Annotated in this window: 19 protein-coding genes; 15 read left to right on the top strand and 4 right to left on the bottom strand. The window is 59.2% G+C overall.

Annotated elements, in window-relative coordinates:
• Positions 1–34 precede the first annotated feature (34 nt).
• Both proB and Q7W83_RS24165 read left to right on the top strand, forming a co-directional pair.
• Positions 35–1153, top strand: coding sequence for a glutamate 5-kinase (gene proB / locus Q7W83_RS24170; RefSeq protein WP_150654473.1), 1119 nt, complete (start codon positions 35–37; stop codon positions 1151–1153).
• Positions 1154–1165: 12 nt separating this feature from the next.
• Positions 1166–1630, top strand: coding sequence for a CreA family protein (locus tag Q7W83_RS24165; protein WP_010467533.1), 465 nt, complete (start codon positions 1166–1168; stop codon positions 1628–1630).
• A gap of 184 nt (positions 1631–1814) precedes the next feature.
• Here Q7W83_RS24165 and rpsT read toward each other — a convergent pair whose 3' ends face one another.
• On the bottom strand, positions 1815–2093 hold the full coding sequence (rpsT, locus tag Q7W83_RS24160; protein WP_008154937.1) for a 30S ribosomal protein S20: 279 nt from the start codon (positions 2091–2093) through the stop codon (positions 1815–1817).
• Between the two features lie 252 nt (positions 2094–2345).
• Between rpsT and murJ the strand changes: the two genes are divergently transcribed.
• Positions 2346–3884, top strand: a complete 1539-nt coding sequence (murJ, locus tag Q7W83_RS24155) for a murein biosynthesis integral membrane protein MurJ (RefSeq protein WP_473657366.1) — start codon at positions 2346–2348, stop codon at positions 3882–3884.
• Here the strand turns inward: murJ and Q7W83_RS24150 are convergent.
• Positions 3837–4106, bottom strand: a complete 270-nt coding sequence (locus tag Q7W83_RS24150) for a hypothetical protein (protein ID WP_191623741.1) — start codon at positions 4104–4106, stop codon at positions 3837–3839. The genes murJ and Q7W83_RS24150 overlap by 48 nt on opposite strands.
• On the opposite strand from Q7W83_RS24150, the gene ribF reads away from it, so the two are divergent.
• The 5 genes from ribF to ispH all read left to right on the top strand — a co-directional run bounded on the left by ribF (position 4014) and on the right by ispH (position 9856).
• Positions 4014–4964, top strand: coding sequence for a bifunctional riboflavin kinase/FAD synthetase (ribF, locus tag Q7W83_RS24145; protein WP_150633501.1), 951 nt, complete (start codon positions 4014–4016; stop codon positions 4962–4964). The genes Q7W83_RS24150 and ribF overlap by 93 nt on opposite strands.
• Positions 4965–7796, top strand: coding sequence for an isoleucine--tRNA ligase (gene ileS / locus Q7W83_RS24140; RefSeq protein ID WP_150654472.1), 2832 nt, complete (start codon positions 4965–4967; stop codon positions 7794–7796).
• Entirely contained in the window at positions 7789–8301 is a 513-nt protein-coding gene (gene lspA / locus Q7W83_RS24135; RefSeq protein ID WP_150633499.1) for a signal peptidase II, read from the top strand. The genes ileS and lspA overlap by 8 nt, the downstream gene beginning before the upstream one ends.
• Positions 8302–8308: 7 nt before the next feature.
• Positions 8309–8746, top strand: a complete 438-nt coding sequence (gene fkpB, locus Q7W83_RS24130; protein ID WP_191623740.1) for an FKBP-type peptidyl-prolyl cis-trans isomerase — start codon at positions 8309–8311, stop codon at positions 8744–8746.
• Positions 8747–8908: 162 nt separating this feature from the next.
• Positions 8909–9856 (top strand): 4-hydroxy-3-methylbut-2-enyl diphosphate reductase, encoded by a 948-nt coding sequence (gene ispH, locus Q7W83_RS24125; RefSeq protein WP_150633497.1) that lies wholly within the window; start codon positions 8909–8911, stop codon positions 9854–9856.
• On the opposite strand, the gene Q7W83_RS24120 is transcribed toward ispH, so the two are convergent.
• Positions 9833–10381: a GspH/FimT family pseudopilin gene (locus Q7W83_RS24120; protein ID WP_150633496.1), complete on the bottom strand. Its 549-nt coding sequence runs from the start codon at positions 10379–10381 to the stop codon at positions 9833–9835. The two genes, ispH and Q7W83_RS24120, sit on opposite strands and share 24 nt — an antisense overlap.
• 130 nt (positions 10382–10511) lie before the next feature.
• Between Q7W83_RS24120 and Q7W83_RS24115 the strand changes: the two genes are divergently transcribed.
• From Q7W83_RS24115 to thiO, 7 genes are read left to right on the top strand one after another with little or no spacing between them, the layout of a single operon-like run.
• Positions 10512–10985: a GspH/FimT family pseudopilin gene (locus tag Q7W83_RS24115; RefSeq protein WP_150633495.1), complete on the top strand. Its 474-nt coding sequence runs from the start codon at positions 10512–10514 to the stop codon at positions 10983–10985.
• Positions 10982–11431, top strand: coding sequence for a type IV pilus modification protein PilV (pilV, locus tag Q7W83_RS24110; protein WP_150633494.1), 450 nt, complete (start codon positions 10982–10984; stop codon positions 11429–11431). The genes Q7W83_RS24115 and pilV overlap by 4 nt, the downstream gene beginning before the upstream one ends.
• A complete protein-coding gene (locus Q7W83_RS24105; RefSeq protein ID WP_150638318.1) occupies positions 11428–12141 on the top strand; it encodes a PilW family protein in 714 nt (237 codons plus the stop codon). Before pilV ends, Q7W83_RS24105 begins: the two co-directional genes overlap by 4 nt.
• Positions 12142–12152: 11 nt before the next feature.
• Complete coding sequence (locus Q7W83_RS24100; RefSeq protein WP_473657360.1) at positions 12153–12635, top strand: pilus assembly PilX family protein; 483 nt, start codon at positions 12153–12155, stop codon at positions 12633–12635.
• A complete protein-coding gene (locus Q7W83_RS24095; protein WP_473657357.1) occupies positions 12619–15729 on the top strand; it encodes a pilus assembly protein in 3111 nt (1036 codons plus the stop codon). Before Q7W83_RS24100 ends, Q7W83_RS24095 begins: the two co-directional genes overlap by 17 nt.
• A gap of 14 nt (positions 15730–15743) precedes the next feature.
• Positions 15744–16142 (top strand): type IV pilin protein, encoded by a 399-nt coding sequence (locus Q7W83_RS24090; protein WP_150633490.1) that lies wholly within the window; start codon positions 15744–15746, stop codon positions 16140–16142.
• A 53-nt stretch (positions 16143–16195) separates the two neighbouring features.
• Positions 16196–17296, top strand: coding sequence for a glycine oxidase ThiO (gene thiO / locus Q7W83_RS24085; RefSeq protein ID WP_473657354.1), 1101 nt, complete (start codon positions 16196–16198; stop codon positions 17294–17296).
• 118 nt (positions 17297–17414) lie between these two features.
• Here the strand turns inward: thiO and Q7W83_RS24080 are convergent, their stop codons facing one another.
• Positions 17415–18746, bottom strand: coding sequence for a sigma-54-dependent transcriptional regulator (locus Q7W83_RS24080; RefSeq protein ID WP_150633488.1), 1332 nt, complete (start codon positions 18744–18746; stop codon positions 17415–17417).
• Between the last annotated feature and the right edge of the window lies 1 nt (position 18747).

Here is an 18747-nt window from a genome sequence, read left to right as displayed (position 1 = left end):
GGGTCGTGCTGCCCTCAAGCTAAGGTTGAAGATGATGCGGAGCAAGGTGACAGGTGCGCAGCGTTGGGTCGTGAAAATCGGCAGCGCGTTGCTGACCGCGGACGGCAAAGGCCTGGATCGCGCGGCAATGAGTGTCTGGGTCGAACAGATGGTGGCCTTGCATGAGGCGGGCGTCGAGTTGGTGCTGGTGTCCTCCGGGGCGGTGGCGGCGGGCATGAGCCGTCTGGGCTGGACCGTACGACCCAGTGCGATGCACGAATTGCAGGCGGCTGCCGCCATCGGTCAGATGGGGCTGGTTCAGGCGTGGGAGTCGAGCTTTGCCGAGCATGGCCTGCACACTGCGCAGATTCTGCTGACCCACGACGACCTGTCCGACCGCAAGCGCTACCTGAACGCCCGCAGCACCTTGCGTGCGCTGGTCGAGTTGAAAGTGATCCCGGTGATCAACGAAAACGACACCGTGGTGACGGATGAAATCCGTTTCGGCGACAACGACACGTTGGCGGCGTTGGTGGCCAACCTGGTCGAAGCTGATTTGCTGGTGATCCTTACCGATCGCGACGGCATGTTCGACGCCGATCCGCGCAATAACCCCGATGCTCAGCTGATTTACGAAGCGCGTGCTGATGATCCGGCGCTTGATGCGGTGGCGGGCGGTACTGGTGGTGCGTTGGGTCGCGGCGGGATGCAGACCAAGTTGCGCGCTGCACGTTTGGCGGCGCGTTCCGGTGCGCACACCATCATCGTTGGCGGACGCCTCGAGCGTGTGCTGGATCGCCTGAAGGCGGGCGAGCGTATCGGCACCTTGCTGTCACCTGAGCGCGGCATGCTGGCGGCGCGCAAGCAATGGCTGGCCGGGCATCTGCAAACTCGCGGTACGCTGGTGCTGGACGCTGGTGCGGTGGCGGCGTTGTCCCAGGGTAATAAAAGTTTGCTGCCTGTGGGCGTCAAACTGGTTCAGGGCAGTTTCCGTCGCGGCGAGATGGTCGTGTGCGTGGCGCCGGACGGTCGTGAAATCGCCCGTGGCCTGGCCAATTACAGCGCATTGGAAGCACAAAAAATCATCGGTCAATCGTCTGAGGCGATTGTCGGTCTGTTGGGTTACATGGCGGAACCGGAACTGGTTCATCGCGATAACCTGATCCTGGTCTGAAGGAATATTTGAATGCGCGTGGCAAAAGGATTATTGGGTCTGCTGTTGGCAATGCCACTGCTGGCCTCGGCCGAGGAGATTGGCCAGGTGTCGACGGTGTTCAAGTTCGTCGGCCCGAATGACCGTATCGTGGTCGAAGCATTTGACGATCCGAAGGTCGAGGGTGTGACCTGCTATCTGTCCCGGGCCAAGACCGGTGGTGTGAAGGGTGGTCTGGGTTTGGCTGAGGATCGTGCTGAGGCGTCCATCGCTTGTCGTCAGGTCGGTCCGATCAGCTTCAAGGGTGAGTTGAAGGATGGCGATGAGGTGTTCAAGGAGCGTACATCGCTGGTGTTCAAGACTATGCAGGTCGTGCGATTCCTCGACAAGAAGCGCAATACGCTGGTGTATCTGGTGTACAGCGATCGCTTGATCGAGGGCAGTCCGCAGAATGCGGTGACGGCCATTCCGATTTTGCCGTGGACACACGCCCAATAATCTAGCGAAGATCCAAATTGTGGGAGCGAGCTTGCTCGCGATGACTGACTGACATTCAATATCTCTGTTGACTGAGAGTCCGCTATCGCGAGCAAGCTCGCTCCCACATTTTTTTGCAGTGTTTTCACGAATCGCAGGCAATAAAAAACCGACCCTGGGGTCGGTTTTTCAACAAGCTTATCGCTTATGCGGCAACAGCAAGGTTCAGAGCCTTGACGTGACCGTTCAGGCGGCTCTTATGACGAGCAGCCTTGTTCTTGTGGATGATGCCTTTATCGGCCATACGGTCGATAACTGGCACGGCCAGAACGTAAGCTGCTTGAGCTTTTTCAGCGTCTTTTGCGTCGATGGCCTTAACTACATTCTTGATGTAGGTACGAACCATGGAACGCAGGCTGGCGTTGTGGCTGCGACGCTTCTCAGCCTGTTTTGCACGTTTTTTGGCGGAAGGTGTGTTGGCCACCGTCGAGCTCCTCGAAAGACTTTTTAGGAAATAGCAAACAAAATAGGCCGCGAATCATGCCGATGAGTTGATGTCTTGTCAAGGGCGGTTGAGACGTTCCGCTAAGTGGTAGGTATAAAGAGGCGGGATATTTATTTCCGGCGCTTGACCTGTAAACTCGCGAGCTTTGGCTCTGTGCTGCTGCGGCGCGGAGTATCGCATAAGTAGGCGCGTTGTTCGCCTGCTGTTTATCGACAGGCACAAACTCTTTCAATGAATCTGCTCAAATCGTTGGCCGCCGTCAGCTCTATCACGATGCTTTCCCGGATTCTGGGGTTCGTCCGTGACACCCTCATTGCGCGTACATTTGGCGCGGGGATGGCGACGGACGCCTTCTTTATCGCCTTCAAACTGCCCAATCTGCTACGACGGATCTTCGCAGAAGGGGCGTTTTCCCAGGCATTCGTGCCGATTCTTGCCGAATATAAAAACCAGAAGGGCGAGGAGGCGACGCGCACTTTTGTTGCCTATGTCTCAGGTCTGCTGACGTTGGTGCTGGCGCTGGTCACTGCACTGGGCATGCTCGCGGCGCCGTGGGTGATCTGGGTGACGGCGCCAGGTTTTACCGACACCCCGGAAAAGTTCGAGCTCACGTCCAACCTGTTGCGGGTGACCTTTCCTTATATTTTGCTGATCTCCTTGTCTTCATTGGCCGGAGCGGTCCTCAACACTTATAACCGCTTCTCGGTGCCGGCCTTCGTGCCGACCTTGCTCAACGTCAGCATGATCATCTTTTCGGTGTTCCTGACCCCGTACTTCGATCCGCCAGTCATGGCGCTGGGTTGGGCGGTACTGGCGGGTGGCCTGGCGCAATTGCTCTATCAGCTGCCACACCTGAAAAAGATCGGCATGCTGGTGCTTCCACGTCTGAACCTGCGCGACAGCGGCGTGTGGAGGGTCATGAAGCAGATGTTGCCGGCGATTCTCGGCGTTTCGGTGAGCCAGATTTCGCTGATCATCAACACCATTTTTGCGTCGTTCCTGGTCGCCGGTTCCGTGTCGTGGATGTATTACGCCGACCGCCTGATGGAGTTGCCGTCCGGTGTGCTGGGTGTGGCGTTGGGCACGATCCTGCTGCCGACCCTGGCCAAGACCTACGCCAGCAAGGACCGCGCCGAGTATTCGCGGATTCTCGATTGGGGCCTGCGCTTGTGCTTCATGCTGGTGTTGCCGTGCTCATTGGCGCTGGGGATTCTGGCTGAGCCGCTTACGGTTTCGCTGTTCCAGTACGGCCAATTCAGCGCCTTCGATGCGGCCATGACTCAGCGAGCGCTGATTGCTTATTCGGTCGGGTTGCTCGGGATTATCGTGATCAAAGTGCTGGCGCCGGGCTTTTATGCGCAACAAAACATCCGTACGCCGGTGAAAATCGCGATTTTCACTCTGGTGGTTACGCAGTTGTTCAACCTGGTGTTGATCGGTCCGCTGGCCCACGCCGGCCTGGCTCTGGCGATCAGCGCCGGTGCCTGCCTCAACGCCGGGCTGCTGTTCTATCAACTGCGCAAGCAGCAGATGTATCAGCCGCAGCCGGGTTGGGCGAAGTTTGGTGCGAAGCTGGTGGTCGCGGTGTTGGTGATGTCTGCAGTATTGCTGGCCGGAATGCACTTCATGCCGGCCTGGGATCAGGGACACATGCTTGAGCGGTTCCTGCGCCTGGGCGCTCTGGTGGGTGCTGGCGTGGTCTCGTATTTCGGCATGTTGCTGTTAATGGGCTTCCGTTTGCGCGACTTCAATCGCAAGGCGCTGAGCTGAGGCTTTTGCCTCGATAAACACGGGCGGGCCGGTGGTTTTGTCGGTTCGATCACTTTGGGTTACGGTGTTGCCTGTCGTCGGCCGCCGGGTGTGGTTATAATCGACCACTTTATGAGCAAGAAGCGCGTTATGCAGCTGGTTCGAGGCCTCCACAACCTGCGCCCCCAGCATCGGGGCTGTGTCGCCACTATTGGCAACTTTGACGGTGTTCACCGTGGTCACCAGGCTATCCTGGCGAGGCTGCGTGAGCGAGCGCTCGAGTTGGGCGTGCCCAGCTGCGTGGTGATTTTCGAGCCGCAGCCACGGGAGTTTTTCGCCCCGGAGACAGCGCCGGCCCGCTTGGCGCGCTTGCGCGACAAACTCCAACTGCTGGCAGATGAAGGCGTCGACCGGGTCCTGTGCCTGGCCTTCAACCAGCGCCTGAGCAAGCTCAGCGCCAGCGAGTTCGTTGATACGATCCTGGTGGACGGCCTCGGCGTGCAGCATCTGGAGGTCGGTGACGACTTCCGCTTCGGCTGTGACCGGGTAGGGGATTTCGATTTCCTGCAACAGGCCGGCGTCATGCAAGGCTTCACCGTCGAAGCGGCGCAAACCGTTGAGCTGGACGGCATTCGCGTCAGCAGCACCCAGGTGCGAAATGCCCTGGCCGCTGCAGATTTTGCCTTGGCCGAACGCCTGCTCGGTCGTCCGTTCCAGATTACCGGGCGTGTGTTGCACGGCCAGAAGCTGGCGCGCCAGTTGGGTACGCCAACCGCCAACATACAACTCAAGCGTCGTCGCGTGCCGCTCACCGGGGTTTACCTGGTCAACGTCGACATCGACGGCAAGACCTGGCCAGGCGTCGCCAACATCGGCGTGCGGCCAACGGTTCAAGGGGATGGCAAGGCCCACCTCGAAGTCCATCTTTTAGATTTTGCCGGCGATCTGTATGACCGGCGTTTGACGGTGGTTTTCCACCACAAGCTGCGTGAAGAGCAGCGTTTCGCCTCTCTGGAGGCGCTTAAGACGGCGATCAATGCGGATGTCGCCGCCGCCCGTGCCCTGTCGCACCTAGCGCCAATCGCTAATGAAGAGCCATAAATGACCGACTATAAAGCCACGCTAAACCTTCCGGACACCGCCTTCCCAATGAAGGCCGGCCTGCCTCAGCGCGAACCGCAGATTCTGCAGCGCTGGGACAGCATTGGCCTGTACGGTAAGTTGCGCGAAATTGGCAAGGATCGTCCGAAGTTCGTACTTCACGACGGTCCTCCGTACGCCAACGGCACGATTCACATCGGTCATGCGCTGAACAAGATCCTCAAGGACATGATCATCCGCTCGAAGACCCTGTCGGGTTTCGACGCGCCTTATGTTCCGGGCTGGGACTGCCACGGTCTGCCGATCGAGCACAAAGTCGAAGTGACCCATGGCAAGAACCTGGGCGCGGACAAGACCCGCGAACTGTGCCGTGCCTACGCCACCGAGCAGATCGAAGGCCAGAAATCCGAATTCATCCGTCTGGGAGTGTTGGGCGACTTCGCCAACCCGTACAAGACCATGGACTTCAAGAACGAGGCCGGTGAAATCCGTGCCTTGGCCGAAATCGTCAAGGGCGGTTTCGTGTTCAAGGGCCTCAAGCCCGTGAACTGGTGCTTCGACTGCGGCTCGGCCCTGGCTGAAGCGGAAGTCGAATACGAGAACAAAAAGTCCTCGACCATCGACGTGGCCTTCCCGATTGCCGACGAAGCCAAACTGGCTGCCGCATTCGGTCTCGCGTCCCTGGCCAAACCGGCTTCGATCGTGATCTGGACCACCACCCCGTGGACCATCCCGGCCAACCAGGCGCTGAACGTTCACCCGGAATTCAACTACGCCCTGGTCGACGTCGGCGACAAACTGCTGGTTCTGGCTGAAGAGTTGGTCGAGTCGTGCCTGGCCCGTTACAGCCTGGAAGGGGCGGTCATCGCGACCACTACCGGTAAAGAGCTGGAACTGATCAACTTCCGTCACCCGTTCTACGATCGTCTGTCGCCGGTTTACCTGGCCGAGTACGTGGAACTGGGCGCCGGCACCGGTGTGGTTCACTCCGCACCGGCCTACGGCGTGGACGACTTCGTGACCTGCAAGAAATACGGCATGGTCAACGACGACATCCTCAATCCGGTGCAAAGCAACGGCGTATACGCGACCTCGCTGGAGTTCTTCGGCGGCCAGTTCATCTGGAAAGCCAACCCGGCCATCGTCGACAAGCTGACCGAAGTCGGTGCGCTGCTGCACACCACAATCATCGAACACAGCTACATGCACTGCTGGCGCCACAAGACCCCGCTGATCTACCGCGCCACCGCGCAGTGGTTCATCGGCATGGACAAAGAGCCCGTCACTGGCGACACCCTGCGCAAGCGTGCAATCAAAGCCATCGAAGAGACCAAATTCGTTCCGGCCTGGGGTCAGGCGCGTCTGCACTCGATGATTGCCAACCGTCCGGACTGGTGCATCTCCCGTCAGCGCAATTGGGGCGTGCCGATCCCGTTCTTCCTGAACAAGGAAAGCGGCGAGCTGCACCCACGTACCGCCGAGCTGATGGAAGAAGTCGCCAAGCGCGTCGAAGTCGAAGGCATCGAAGCCTGGTTCAAGATGGACGCTGCCGAGTTGCTCGGTGACGAAGCGCCGCTGTACGACAAAATCAGCGACACCCTCGACGTCTGGTTCGATTCGGGCACCACGCATTGGCACGTCCTGCGCGGTTCGCACCCGATGGGCCACGAAACCGGTCCACGCGCCGACCTGTACCTGGAAGGTTCGGACCAACACCGTGGCTGGTTCCACTCGTCGCTGCTGACGGGTTGCGCGATCGACAACCATGCGCCGTACCGCGAACTGCTGACCCACGGCTTCACCGTCGACGAGTCCGGTCGCAAGATGTCCAAATCGCTGGGCAACGTGATCGCGCCGCAAAAAGTCAACGACACTCTGGGCGCCGACATCATGCGTCTGTGGGTCGCTTCCACCGACTACTCGGGTGAAATGGCGGTTTCCGAGCAGATCCTGCAACGCAGTGCGGACGCCTACCGGCGGATCCGTAATACCGCGCGCTTCCTGCTCTCCAACCTGACCGGTTTCAACCCGGCTACCGACATCCTGCCGGCCGAAGAAATGCTCGCGCTGGACCGTTGGGCCGTGGACCGCACGCTGCTGCTGCAACGCGAGTTGCAAGAGCACTACGGCGAATACCGCTTCTGGAACGTCTACTCCAAGATCCACAACTTCTGCGTGCAGGAGCTGGGCGGTTTCTACCTCGACATCATCAAGGACCGTCAGTACACCACTGGCGCCAACAGCAAGGCCCGTCGTTCGGCGCAAACCGCGCTGTATCACATCTCCGAAGCGCTGGTGCGCTGGATCGCGCCGATCCTGGCGTTCACCGCCGACGAACTGTGGGAATACCTGCCGGGCGAGCGTAACGAATCGGTAATGCTCAACACCTGGTACGAAGGCCTGACCGAACTGCCGGAAAACGTCGAACTGGGCCGCGCCTACTGGGAGCGGATCATGGCGGTGAAGGTCGCAGTCAACAAGGAAATGGAAATCCAGCGCGCGGCCAAAGCCGTCGGTGGCAACCTCCAGGCCGAAGTGACGCTGTTCGCCGAAGACGCGCTGAGCGCCGACCTGGCCCAGTTGAGCAACGAACTGCGCTTCGTACTGATCACCTCGACCGCCAGCGTTGCGCCTTTTGTTCAGGCACCAGCGGACGCGGTAGTCACCGAAGTCAGCGGCCTGAAGCTGAAAATCGTCAAGTCGGCCTTCGCCAAGTGCGCCCGTTGCTGGCACTGCCGTGAAGACGTCGGCGTGAACCCGGAGCATCCGGAAATCTGCGGTCGTTGCGTCGACAACATCAGCGGCACTGGCGAGGTTCGTCACTATGCCTAACGCCATTGGCCGTTTCGGACGGCTGGGCTGGCTCTGGTTGAGTTTGCTGGTCCTGGTCATTGACCAGGCCAGCAAGTTCTACTTCGAAGGCAAGCTTGCGATGTACCAGCAGATCGTGGTGATCCCCGATTACTTCAGCTGGACCCTGGCCTACAACACTGGCGCGGCGTTCAGCTTCCTGGCTGACAGCTCGGGCTGGCAGCGCTGGTTGTTTGCCCTGATCGCAGTGGTGGTCAGTGCGGTGCTGGTGGTGTGGCTCAAGCGTCTGGGGCGCAACGAAACCTGGCTGGCGGTTGCGCTGGCCCTGGTGCTCGGTGGCGCGCTGGGCAATCTGTACGACCGCATAGCCTTGGGCCATGTGATCGATTTCATTCTGGTGCATTGGCAGAACCGCTGGTACTTCCCGGCGTTCAACTTCGCCGACAGTGCAATTACTGTCGGTGCGGTGATGCTTGCACTGGATATGTTCAAAAGTAAAAAGACCGGAGAAGCCGTTCATGACTGAACAGGTATTGGCTGAGCAACGCATCCGCCAGAACACGGAAGTCACCTTGCACTTTGCACTGCGCCTGGAGAACGGCGACACCGTCGACAGCACCTTCGACAAAGCCCCGGCGACCTTCAAGGTCGGCGACGGTAACCTGTTGCCAGGTTTCGAAGCGGCGCTGTTCGGCTTCAAGGCTGGCGACAAGCGTACGCTGACGATTCAGCCGGAAAACGCTTTCGGTCAGCCGAACCCGCAAAACGTGCAGATCATCCCGCGTTCGCAGTTCAAGGACATGGACCTGTCACCGGGTTTGCTGGTGATCTTCAACGATGCGGCGAATACTGAGCTGCCGGGTGTGGTGAAAGAGTTCGATGACGAGCAAGTGACCATCGACTTCAATCATCCGCTGGCTGGCAAGACATTGACCTTTGACGTCGAGATCATCGAAGTCAAATCGCTGTAACTGACCGAATACGGTCAAAATGTGGGAGTGAGCTGGCTCGCGATGAGTACCTGACATTCAACATTGATGTTGAATGACACTCCGCCATCGCGAGCCAGCTCGCTCCCACAGTGTTTTTTCACGGTTTTCGCTATTTCTTGCGCGCAAGACACGAGGCACAGCATGCAAATCAAACTCGCCAACCCCCGTGGCTTCTGCGCCGGTGTGGACCGGGCGATTGAAATCGTCAACCGCGCCCTGGAAGTCTTCGGGCCGCCGATCTATGTGCGTCACGAAGTGGTCCACAACAAATTCGTCGTTGAAGACCTGCGCGCTCGCGGTGCGATCTTCGTTGAAGAACTGGATCAGGTGCCGGATGACGTCATCGTGATCTTCAGTGCCCACGGCGTTTCCCAGGCTGTGCGTACCGAAGCTGCCGGCCGTGGTCTGAAGGTGTTCGACGCCACGTGCCCGCTGGTGACCAAAGTGCACATCGAAGTCGCGCGTTACAGCCGCGACGGCCGTGAATGCATCCTGATCGGTCACGCCGGCCACCCGGAAGTCGAAGGCACCATGGGCCAGTACGATGGCAGCAATGGTGGCGCGATTTACCTGGTCGAGGACGAGAAAGACGTCGCCGAGCTGCAGGTGAACAACCCCGAAAAACTGGCGTTCGTGACCCAGACCACCCTGTCCATGGACGATACCAGTCGTGTCATTGACGCCCTGCGTACGCGCTTCCCGGCGATTGGTGGACCGCGCAAGGACGACATCTGCTATGCCACGCAAAACCGTCAGGACGCCGTCAAGACGCTGGCCGACGAATGCGACGTGGTGTTGGTGGTCGGCAGCCCGAACAGCTCCAACTCCAACCGCCTGCGTGAGCTGGCCGAACGGATGGCCACTCCAGCCTACCTGATCGATGGCGCCGAGGACCTGCAAAAGAGCTGGTTCGACGGTGTCGAGCGCATCGGCATTACCGCAGGTGCATCTGCACCGGAAGTACTGGTGCGTGGCGTGATCCAGCAGTTGCAGGCCTGGGGTGCTACCGGTGCCGATGAACTGGCCGGTCGCGAGGAGAACATCACGTTCTCGATGCCTAAAGAGTTACGCGTTCGTTCGTTGCTCTGAGTCCTCTCCTCCGACGCACAGCGCCTGCTCGGTCTTTTTACTGCGCAGGCTGACGAGGCCGGTCCGGGCCAGCACTACCTGGTGCTGACTCACCGGCTCTCGAGCTACGCAAATATGTAGTGTTCCTGCTTGAAAGGCGCCGCTGGGCAACAATGGCTCTCCCAGACCGCTAAATCGTACGAATCTCCTGACCGGTCGATTGCCGATCACTGGCACCCGAGTGTCACTCCGGCGCTCAACCAGCAGTGGATTGCTGCTGTCCTCATGCCCTTTGCCATTTAAATCCAGAATCATTCGCCAGCCTTGGCCCCAATCGTCGTTTATTCCGTGAATGACGACGGTCTGGTTTCGCGTAATCGCCTCGCTTCTGGCGCTGCGAATGCCGCTGACGAGCGACTCCGCTGCCACCTCTCGATGGTTCGATTCAGTCAGCGCTGCGAACGCCGGACTGACCAGATGCAGAACAATCCCGACAATCGTCAGTCCCATGAGCAGTTCAATCAGACTGAAACCCTGCTGACGCATGACATCACCCTCCCTGGAATGCGGTAGCCCGCGCAATCCTTGCGCGAGTAATGACAAAACAACCGACATCTGTCGGTCGAATGTTCTAGCGTGTAACAGCAGGTATAGCCGACGGCAACGGAGGGCATCGATGGATCATCGTACAAAAGGTTTCACGCTGATCGAGTTGCTGGTCGCGCTTGCGGTCTTTCTGATTCTGATCACCCTCGCAGTGCCGGCGTTTACCCGTTCGGTGCAGGGCACCAAGGCCGACACCGAGATCGGCGACCTGCAGCGCGCTTTGAATTTCGCCCGGCTTGAAGCCATCGACCGCGGTGTCACCACTCGGGTGCGGCCGACGGCGGGCGGCAGCGTCTGGACCGGGGAACTGGCGGTCTATGACGGTACTGGCAATGCGGCGAATGTATTGCGGGTTGTTCCCGCGATGAGCAGCGGTGCGACTCTGACGCTAACCTCAGGAGTGACCGCCATCGATTTCAACAATCTGGGCGGTCTGTCGGCACCGTCCACGGCGGTGGTGATCAGCTACGTACTGGGGGCGCAAAGCAGGACGCTGAATGTGTGTTTGAACGGACGAATTCTATTGGGTGGAAGTTGCGGATGAGGGGATGGAGCAAGCGTGCACAGGAGGGCATGACGCTGATCGAGGTTCTCGTGGCGTTATTGATTCTGAGTGTGGGTCTGTTGGGGGCCGCGGCGTTTCAGCTTAATGCGTTGAAGTACACCGACAGTTCGCGGATGACCAGCCAGGCGAGCTTTATCGCCTACGACATGATGGACCGCATTCGCGCCAACTCCGGCGCCGATTACACTGTCACGCCGCCGACGTCGGGCAACCTCAACGTTGCCCGGGATCAGGACCTCTACGACTTCACCTCCAATATCGTCAGTATTCTCGGCGCCACCGCTACGGGCAGCGTCACCCTCAATCAGCGGGTTTACACCATCACTATCACCTGGGACGACTCACGGGCAGCCAACACCGCCAACTCCCGTCGCAGCTTTGTGCTGACCAGTCGCGCCGCTGTCGATCCGGTGGCGACGCCATGAAGCGGCTCAACAAAGGTTTTGGCCTGATCGAAATGTTGATCGCGTTGGCATTGAGCCTGGTCGTGGTGCTCGGCGTGGCGCAGATTTTCATCGCAGCCAAAAACACTTATGTCAGCCAAAACGCCGCGGCCAACATGCAGGAAGACGCGCGTTTCGTGCTGAGCAAGCTGATTCAGGAAATTCGCATGGTGGGAATGTTTGGTTGTCTGGGAACAATAACGGATGCAAGCGCCGGGGCTAGTTTCACCGCCAGCCAGGTAACACCGATCAGCTGGGACAATCCCACCCTCAAGCTGACCCTGGTGACCGCCGATGTCGGAGCGGGTGGCGGTACGCCGACCTGGACGGTGGTTTCGGATTGCCGAAACACGGCGACGGCCTACTCCAATAAGCAGGACCCTGCGACAGGACAAGTGGCGTTTCCGATTCGGCGGCTGATCTACAGCCTCAAGAACGGCCAATTGACGATGGGCAGTGGCATCGGTACGCCGACTCAGGCAGTGCTTGTCGACAACGTCAGCAAATTCGACGTGAGTTTCGGCCTCGCTGCGTCGGCCACCGACACGTCTGCTTCCAGTTACAGCCCCAATCCGTCCGACCCTGCGCGAATCCGTAGCGTGCGCCTGACGCTGACGCTGAGAGATCCAAACAGTCGCGTGCGCGATCAAACCTTCAACGTGGTTGCCGCTTTGCGCAACCGCTTGCCATGAGGGGAGGGCCGATGAATTTTTCTCCCGCCGCCCCTCGCGCCCAGCGCGGCATGGCGCTGCTGGTCAGTCTGGTGTTCCTTCTGTTGCTGACGCTGATTGGCATTTCATCGATGCAAAACGCGACCCTGCAGGAAAAAATGGCCAGCAGCGTGACCCTGCGCAATCAGTCCTTCCAGATCGCCGAAGCCGCGTTGCGTATCGGCGAAAGTGCGGTTCAGCTCGATACCTATACATTGCCGGTTTGCAGCGGCAATCAATGTTTGCCGCCCGCCGAGTCATCGACCATTACGGCTGCCGGTCTCAATGCCTTCTCGGGGGTTACCTGGGTCGCGGCTGCCAACGGTTTCTACGGGGTACAGAACATCGGCACCGCGAAGAATGCCGTGAATGTGCCGAGCAACACCTCTGCGACGCTTTATCGGGTCACGGCAGTGGCCATCTTGGGCAATAACGTGCGCAGTGTGGTGGAGAGCATTTATGCCAAGTTCGAATAGGTGTTCAGGGATCTGGCGGTTGCTGACTGGCGCTGCATTGGGTCTGTACCTGTCCGCCCCCGCGTACGCGTTCACGCCTTCGGACTCACCCCTGTTGAGCGCTGCGGCGGTTCCGCCCAACGTGATGCTGCTGATCGATGATTCGGGGAGCATGAACAACATCATTTGGGCGCCGGGTTTCGATCCGACGGTCAGCCGCCCGCAAATTGCCAATTGCAGTTCGAACAGCTCGTGTGTGTTCGGTGAGAGTCTGGACATGGACGATACCAACATCGCCTTGTCGAGCCTCAATCGTGGCGGTTGCTCCACCAATGGCAACTGGTACGGTTTTTATCGGGGCTTCTTGGGACTGTCATCGATATGCCTGAAGCTGCCCGACCCGGTGGGCAATGAAAACACACGTTACACGGCTAACTATTTGTCTTATCTGGTAACACTGGCCAACGGTTCGAGCCGGGACTTCACCACGGGTACCGGTGCGATCCCCAATGATTACCGCATGAGTGTTGCGCAGGATGTTTCCACCAATCTGGTTACCAGCAATCGCTCATTGAGAATAGGCCTGGCGACATTCAACCCGCCGATCAGCAGCAACTCCGGCCCCGGTGGTTTTATAGCCCGCGCGATCAGTGATCTGTCTCCCGTCAGTGGCAGCGTTACCCAGGCCCAGGCGAACACCAACTACAACGCCTTGATCTCTTCGATCAACGGTTTGAGTGCCATCGCCAATACTCCGTTGGCGGAAACCTATTACGAGATCACTCGGTACATGCGCGGCATGGCGCCGTTCTACAACTCGACGCCAACCACTTACACCAGCCCGATCCAGTATCGCTGCCAGAAAAATTACGGCGTGGTGATCACCGATGGCCTGCCTACGTTCGACCGGAGCTTCCCGAGCGACCCGCTCGGTGGCAGCCGTTTGCCGAACTGGGACGGCAACAGCGCGAACGATGGCGACAACCTCACCGGTGATGGCGAGGGGGATACGTTGTACCTGGATGACATCGCCAAGTTCGCTTTCGACATCGACATGCGCACCACCGGTACCGACATCGCGGGCAAGAACTGGAACGCCGCAGATTTCCCTACGCAAAACATGAACACCTACACCGTAGGCTTCACTGCCGCCAATCAGATGTTGTCGGACGCCGCCAGATACGGTCAGGGCAAGTACTACCAGGCGACGGACAGCGCCGGCCTCAATAGCGCGTTGTCATCGGCGCTGGGCGACATCACATCGAAAGCCGGTTCCGGGGGGGGCGGCACCACCAGCAGCGCAATTGTCGGGGTCGGCTCCTCTTACTACCAGACCAGTTACGACCCCAAGGATTGGCGTGGCACCATCAAATCCTTCGGGTTCACCTCCACCGGCTCGGTTAATACTTCCACGGTGCAGTGGACGACTGACACGGCCATCGTGCCCGGCGCCACAGCGCCTGTTTACCAGTCGTGGAACACCGTGAGCAATGCGCCCGTCACCTTGGCTTACACCAATTTCGCCCCGACACAGCAGACAGTGCTGAATCAGGGCTTGCCCACCGGCATCACGGGCAGCGACCTCGTGGAGTGGAGCAAGGGCACCAACAAGACCGGGTTGAAAGCACGCAGCGTGTTGCTCGGCGACATCATCAATTCGCCTTTGGTGCTGGCCTCGCCGACGGAAAAAACCGCAACCGATCTGGTGAGCGACACCAGCTACAGCACTTATCTGGCCACCAAAACCAGCAACATGGACACCAGCCTGGTGGTCAACGCCAATGACGGTTTTGTCAGCGTCATCAACTCCGGTAACGGCGCCAGGCGTTATGCCTACATGCCTTCCAGTGTTTTGCCATCGTTGCGCTATATCGCCGATGCCGCTTACATCAACGGCGTCAGCCACAAGTTTCTGGTCGACGGTCAAATAGGCGTATTCGATGCACAACTCAACAGTGCCTGGAAAACCCTGGCGCTCGGCGGGACAGGGGCGGGCGGCAAAACGTTCTACGCCCTGCAGCTGTTTGACGCTTCGGCCGGTAACGTGACCAAGGCGTTGTGGGAAATCAGTGCACCCGCCACAGCAAACTCGGCGAACGTTTTCAATGATCTGGGTTATGCCTATGCTCGCCCGGAAGTGGCACGCTTGGCGGATGGTCGTTGGGCGGCCTTCATCTCCAACGGCTACGGCAGCAATTCGGGCGTGGCGGCGTTGTACGTGGTGGATATCCGCGATGGGTCGTTGATCAAGAAAATCGTCATCGACAGCACGGAAACCACCAACGGCCTGTCTTCGGTGGAGCTCAAGGTCAATTCGCAGAATGTGGTGCAGGCGGCCTATGGTGGCGACCTGAAAGGACGGCTATGGAAGTTTGATCTGAGTGGTGCCACCACCGATACCTGGGGCGTGGCGTTTTCCGGAAAACCGTTGTTCACAACGGCGGGCGGCGCCACCCAGCCGATCACCGCGCAGCCATTGCTGGCAGACAATCCACTGGGCGGTAAAGTGGTGTTTTTCGGCACCGGAAAGTTTAACGAGACCGTCGACAAGACCAACAAGGATCTGCAGGCGTTCTATGCAGTATGGGATGCTGACGGTGGTTCCGGGCAGATCACAACGTCCAGTTTGCAGGTCCAGTCGGTGACGGGCGTGTTCTCGGCAAGCACGGGGCAGTTCATCACCACCAGCCAGAACGAAGTGACGTATCCGGCGGAGAAAGGCTGGTATTTGCCACTGGTCTACAACAGCGTATTGACCGGTGAACGGGTGATTAACCAGGCGGCTCTGGTATTGGGGCGAATCGTATTTACCACGGCCATTGTGGACACCACGGATCCTTGTGCCAGTTTCGGCACTGGTAAAGTGGTCGAGCTGGATGCGTTCAGCGGTAAGATGCTCAACTACGCGGTGCTCGATACCACGAACGATGGCCTGATCGATAGCAAGGACTCTATTTCCAGTGGTGTGATCATGACGAGTGGAATTCCGATTGTGAACAACATCTTCAACGGTGGAACCAAAAAGAACGTGGGCGATACCAGTGGCACGGTGACCACGCTGACCGAAAAAGGCGGCGGTGGCAGCCGTCGCATCATGTGGCGACAAATTCAGTAAGTGAGAGTTGAGGCATGCGCAGATCCAACCGAGGTTTTACCCTGATCGAAATCATGATCGTGATTGCGATCATCGGGATCGTCATCACCATTGGCTACCCGAGCCTCACCGAATACGTGAAAAAGGGCCGCCGGGCTGAAGTGGCCGGGCTGCTCTCCGAACAGGCGCAGATGCTCGAACGGTTTTACTCGAAGAGTAATGTCTACACCGGTGCAGTCGGCCTGAGCACCGGCAATGACTACTACACCATCACCCCGACCCTGACCGACCAGACCTTCCTGCTGACCGCTACCCGCAAGGCCGGCAGCATGGCGACTGACAAGTGTGGCGATTTCACCATCACCAACACCGGCGTCAGAAGCATGGTCAATGCGACGGCCGGACTGACCACCAAAGATTGCTGGGGTCGCTGATTTTTTTCGGGCGCCTTTTGCGCCTCCTGTCTATTTAACGGTTGGATCGGAACATGACCATGCAACAGCAAGTGGTGATAGTCGGCGGCGGTGTGATTGGCCTGCTGACGGCGTTCAATCTCGCGTCCGAGGTACAGAGCGTTGTGCTACTGGACCGTTCGAATGTCGGTCAGGAGTCGTCATGGGCCGGCGGTGGCATCGTTTCGCCGCTTTACCCATGGCGCTATAGCCCGGCAGTTACCGCGCTGGCCCATTGGTCTCAGGACTTTTATCCACAGCTGGGCGAGCGCCTGTTTGCCGCGACCGGGGTTGATCCCGAGGTGCACACCACCGGCCTGTATTGGCTGGACCTGGATGATGAAGCTGAGGCGCTGGCCTGGGCCGAGCGGGAAAACCGTCCGCTGCGGGCTGTGGATATCTCGGCTGCGCATGATGCGGTGCCGGTCCTGGGTGCCGGTTTCTCTCGGGCGATCTACATGGCCGACGTGGCCAACGTGCGCAATCCGCGGCTGGTGAAATCCCTCAAGGCGGCCTTGCTGGCGCTGCCGAATGTGACGATTCATGAACAGTGCGAAGTCAGCGGTTTCGTTCGTGACGGCGAAAAAGTCGTTGGCGTGCAGACTTCGTCGGGCGCGATCCACGGTGATCAGGTGGTGCTGACGGCTGGCGCCTGGAGCGGTGATTTGCTCAAAAGCCTGGGCCTGGCGTTGCCGGTTGAGCCCGTGAAAGGGCAGATGATTCTTTACAAGTGCTCGGCGGACTTCCTGCCGAGCATGGTGCTGGCCAAGGGGCGTTATGCGATTCCCCGTCGGGATGGACACATTCTGATTGGCAGCACGCTGGAACATGAAGGCTTCGACAAGACGCCGACCGGCTCTGCGCTTGACAGTCTGAAAGCGTCTGCGGTGGAATTGATTCCAGCGCTGGCGGAGGCCGAGGTGGTCGGGCATTGGGCGGGGCTGCGACCGGGCTCGCCGGAGGGCATCCCCTACATCGGCCGGGTGCCGGGTTTCGATGGGTTGTGGCTCAACTGCGGGCATTACCGTAACGGGTTGGTGCTGGCGCCGGCGTCGTGCCAGTTGTTTGCGGATGTGATGCTGGGCAGGGCGCCGATCATTGATCCGGCGCCGTATGCGCCGACCGGACGAATTTAATCGCGGTGTCTGTTATATCGCCATCGCGGGCAAGCCCGCTCCCACAAGGATTGCGTCGATCAGAATATTTTCAATCGACGCAAAACCTGTGGGAGCGGGCTTGCCCGCGATGAGGCTCTCAATCCAGCCCGAATTTTTTCAGCCTGTAACGCATCGACCGAAACGACAAATTCAATCGCTGAGCCGCCGCGGTGCGGTTCCAGCGAGTCTCCTCCAGGGCCTGGAGGAGGAGTTTGCGTTCGACGTTGTCCAGATAGTCTTCCAGGTTGTCGATCTGCGTCAGGTCCGGCACACCGCTGTCGGCGCTGCAATTGCCTTCGGCCAGCCGCAGGTCGCTGGCTTCGATCTGCTTGTTGTCGCACAGGGTGTGAGCGCGTTCGAGCATGTTCTCCAATTCCCGCACATTGCCCGGAAAGCGATAGCTTTTCAGCGCTTCAAGCGCTTGTGGGTGGAGTTTGGTGGCGGGTTGGCCGCTGCCGGCAGCCAGACGCTTGAGCACATGACTGGCCAATGACTCGATGTCGTCGCGGCGTTCGCGCAACGGTGGAACCCGCAGTTCGATCACATTCAGCCGGTAGTACAAATCCTGGCGAAAGCGTTCGGCGGCGACTTCGGCGTCGAGGTCTTTGTGAGTGGCGCAGAGGATCCGCACATCGACCACGGACTCCTGTTGACCACCCACGCTGCGAATGGCTTTCTCCTGAATCGCCCGCAGCAGTTTGACTTGCATCGCCAGCGGCAAATCTGCCACTTCGTCGAGGAACAGCGTGCCACCCTGGGCGGCCTGGAACAGCCCGGGCTTGTCTTCGATAGCGCCGCTGAAGCTGCCTTTTCGATGGCCGAAAAACTCACTCTCCATCAGTTCCGACGGTATCGCCCCGCAATTGACCGGGACAAACGCCTGGTTGGCACGCGGTCCTTGTTCGTGGATCAGTCGGGCGACCAGTTCCTTGCCGCTGCCGGATTCGCCACTGATGTAGACCGGCGCCTGACTGCGGGCCAGTTTGTCGATTTGTTTACGCAGGCTGCGCATGGGCAGCGAGTCGCCCAGTAACCGTCGGTCGATGGCGGCGCCCGGTGCCGGCATGCGCAGGGCGCTGGTGACCAGTTCGCGCAGTCGCGTGAGGTCCACCGGTTTGGTCAGGAAGTCGAAGGCGCCGGCCTTGAGGGCGTTGATCGCCGTTTCGAGGCTGCCGTAAGCGGTGATCATCGCCACCGGCAGGTTTGGGTAGCGTTGCTGAATATGTTGCACCAGTTCAAGACCGGTGCCGTCCGGCAGGCGCATGTCGGTCAGGCACAGATCGAACGTTTCTTGCTTCAACAGCGCTTGGGCTTCGCCGAGATTGCGGGCGCTGAAGGTGTCGAGTTTCATCCGTCCCAGGGTGATTTCCAGGAGTTCGCGAATGTCCGGTTCGTCGTCGACGATCAGGACTTTTTGCCGTGGGCTCATG

It is taken from the genome of Pseudomonas sp. 300 (assembly GCF_055803035.1).
Note: the sequence above shows the minus strand (reverse complement) of the source record. Positions and strands in the feature narration are given on the sequence as shown.

Bases quoted from the DNA above. Each gene is read 5' to 3' on its own strand.
- pilV (WP_150633494.1), top strand. From the start codon at position 10,982: ATGAGGGGATGGAGCAAGCGTGCACAGGAGGGCATGACGCTGATCGAG.
- Q7W83_RS24120 (WP_150633496.1), bottom strand. From the start codon at position 10,381: ATGCGTCAGCAGGGTTTCAGTCTGATTGAACTGCTCATGGGACTGACG.
- lspA (WP_150633499.1), top strand. From the start codon at position 7,789: ATGCCTAACGCCATTGGCCGTTTCGGACGGCTGGGCTGGCTCTGGTTG.
- ribF (WP_150633501.1), top strand. From the start codon at position 4,014: ATGCAGCTGGTTCGAGGCCTCCACAACCTGCGCCCCCAGCATCGGGGC.
- Q7W83_RS24100 (WP_473657360.1), top strand. From the start codon at position 12,153: ATGAATTTTTCTCCCGCCGCCCCTCGCGCCCAGCGCGGCATGGCGCTG.
- proB (WP_150654473.1), top strand. From the start codon at position 35: ATGCGGAGCAAGGTGACAGGTGCGCAGCGTTGGGTCGTGAAAATCGGC.
- Q7W83_RS24105 (WP_150638318.1), top strand. From the start codon at position 11,428: ATGAAGCGGCTCAACAAAGGTTTTGGCCTGATCGAAATGTTGATCGCG.
- Q7W83_RS24095 (WP_473657357.1), top strand. From the start codon at position 12,619: ATGCCAAGTTCGAATAGGTGTTCAGGGATCTGGCGGTTGCTGACTGGC.
- Q7W83_RS24165 (WP_010467533.1), top strand. From the start codon at position 1,166: ATGCGCGTGGCAAAAGGATTATTGGGTCTGCTGTTGGCAATGCCACTG.
- Q7W83_RS24080 (WP_150633488.1), bottom strand. From the start codon at position 18,746: ATGAGCCCACGGCAAAAAGTCCTGATCGTCGACGACGAACCGGACATT.
- Q7W83_RS24090 (WP_150633490.1), top strand. From the start codon at position 15,744: ATGCGCAGATCCAACCGAGGTTTTACCCTGATCGAAATCATGATCGTG.
- ileS (WP_150654472.1), top strand. From the start codon at position 4,965: ATGACCGACTATAAAGCCACGCTAAACCTTCCGGACACCGCCTTCCCA.
- thiO (WP_473657354.1), top strand. From the start codon at position 16,196: ATGACCATGCAACAGCAAGTGGTGATAGTCGGCGGCGGTGTGATTGGC.
- ispH (WP_150633497.1), top strand. From the start codon at position 8,909: ATGCAAATCAAACTCGCCAACCCCCGTGGCTTCTGCGCCGGTGTGGAC.
- Q7W83_RS24115 (WP_150633495.1), top strand. From the start codon at position 10,512: ATGGATCATCGTACAAAAGGTTTCACGCTGATCGAGTTGCTGGTCGCG.
- murJ (WP_473657366.1), top strand. From the start codon at position 2,346: ATGAATCTGCTCAAATCGTTGGCCGCCGTCAGCTCTATCACGATGCTT.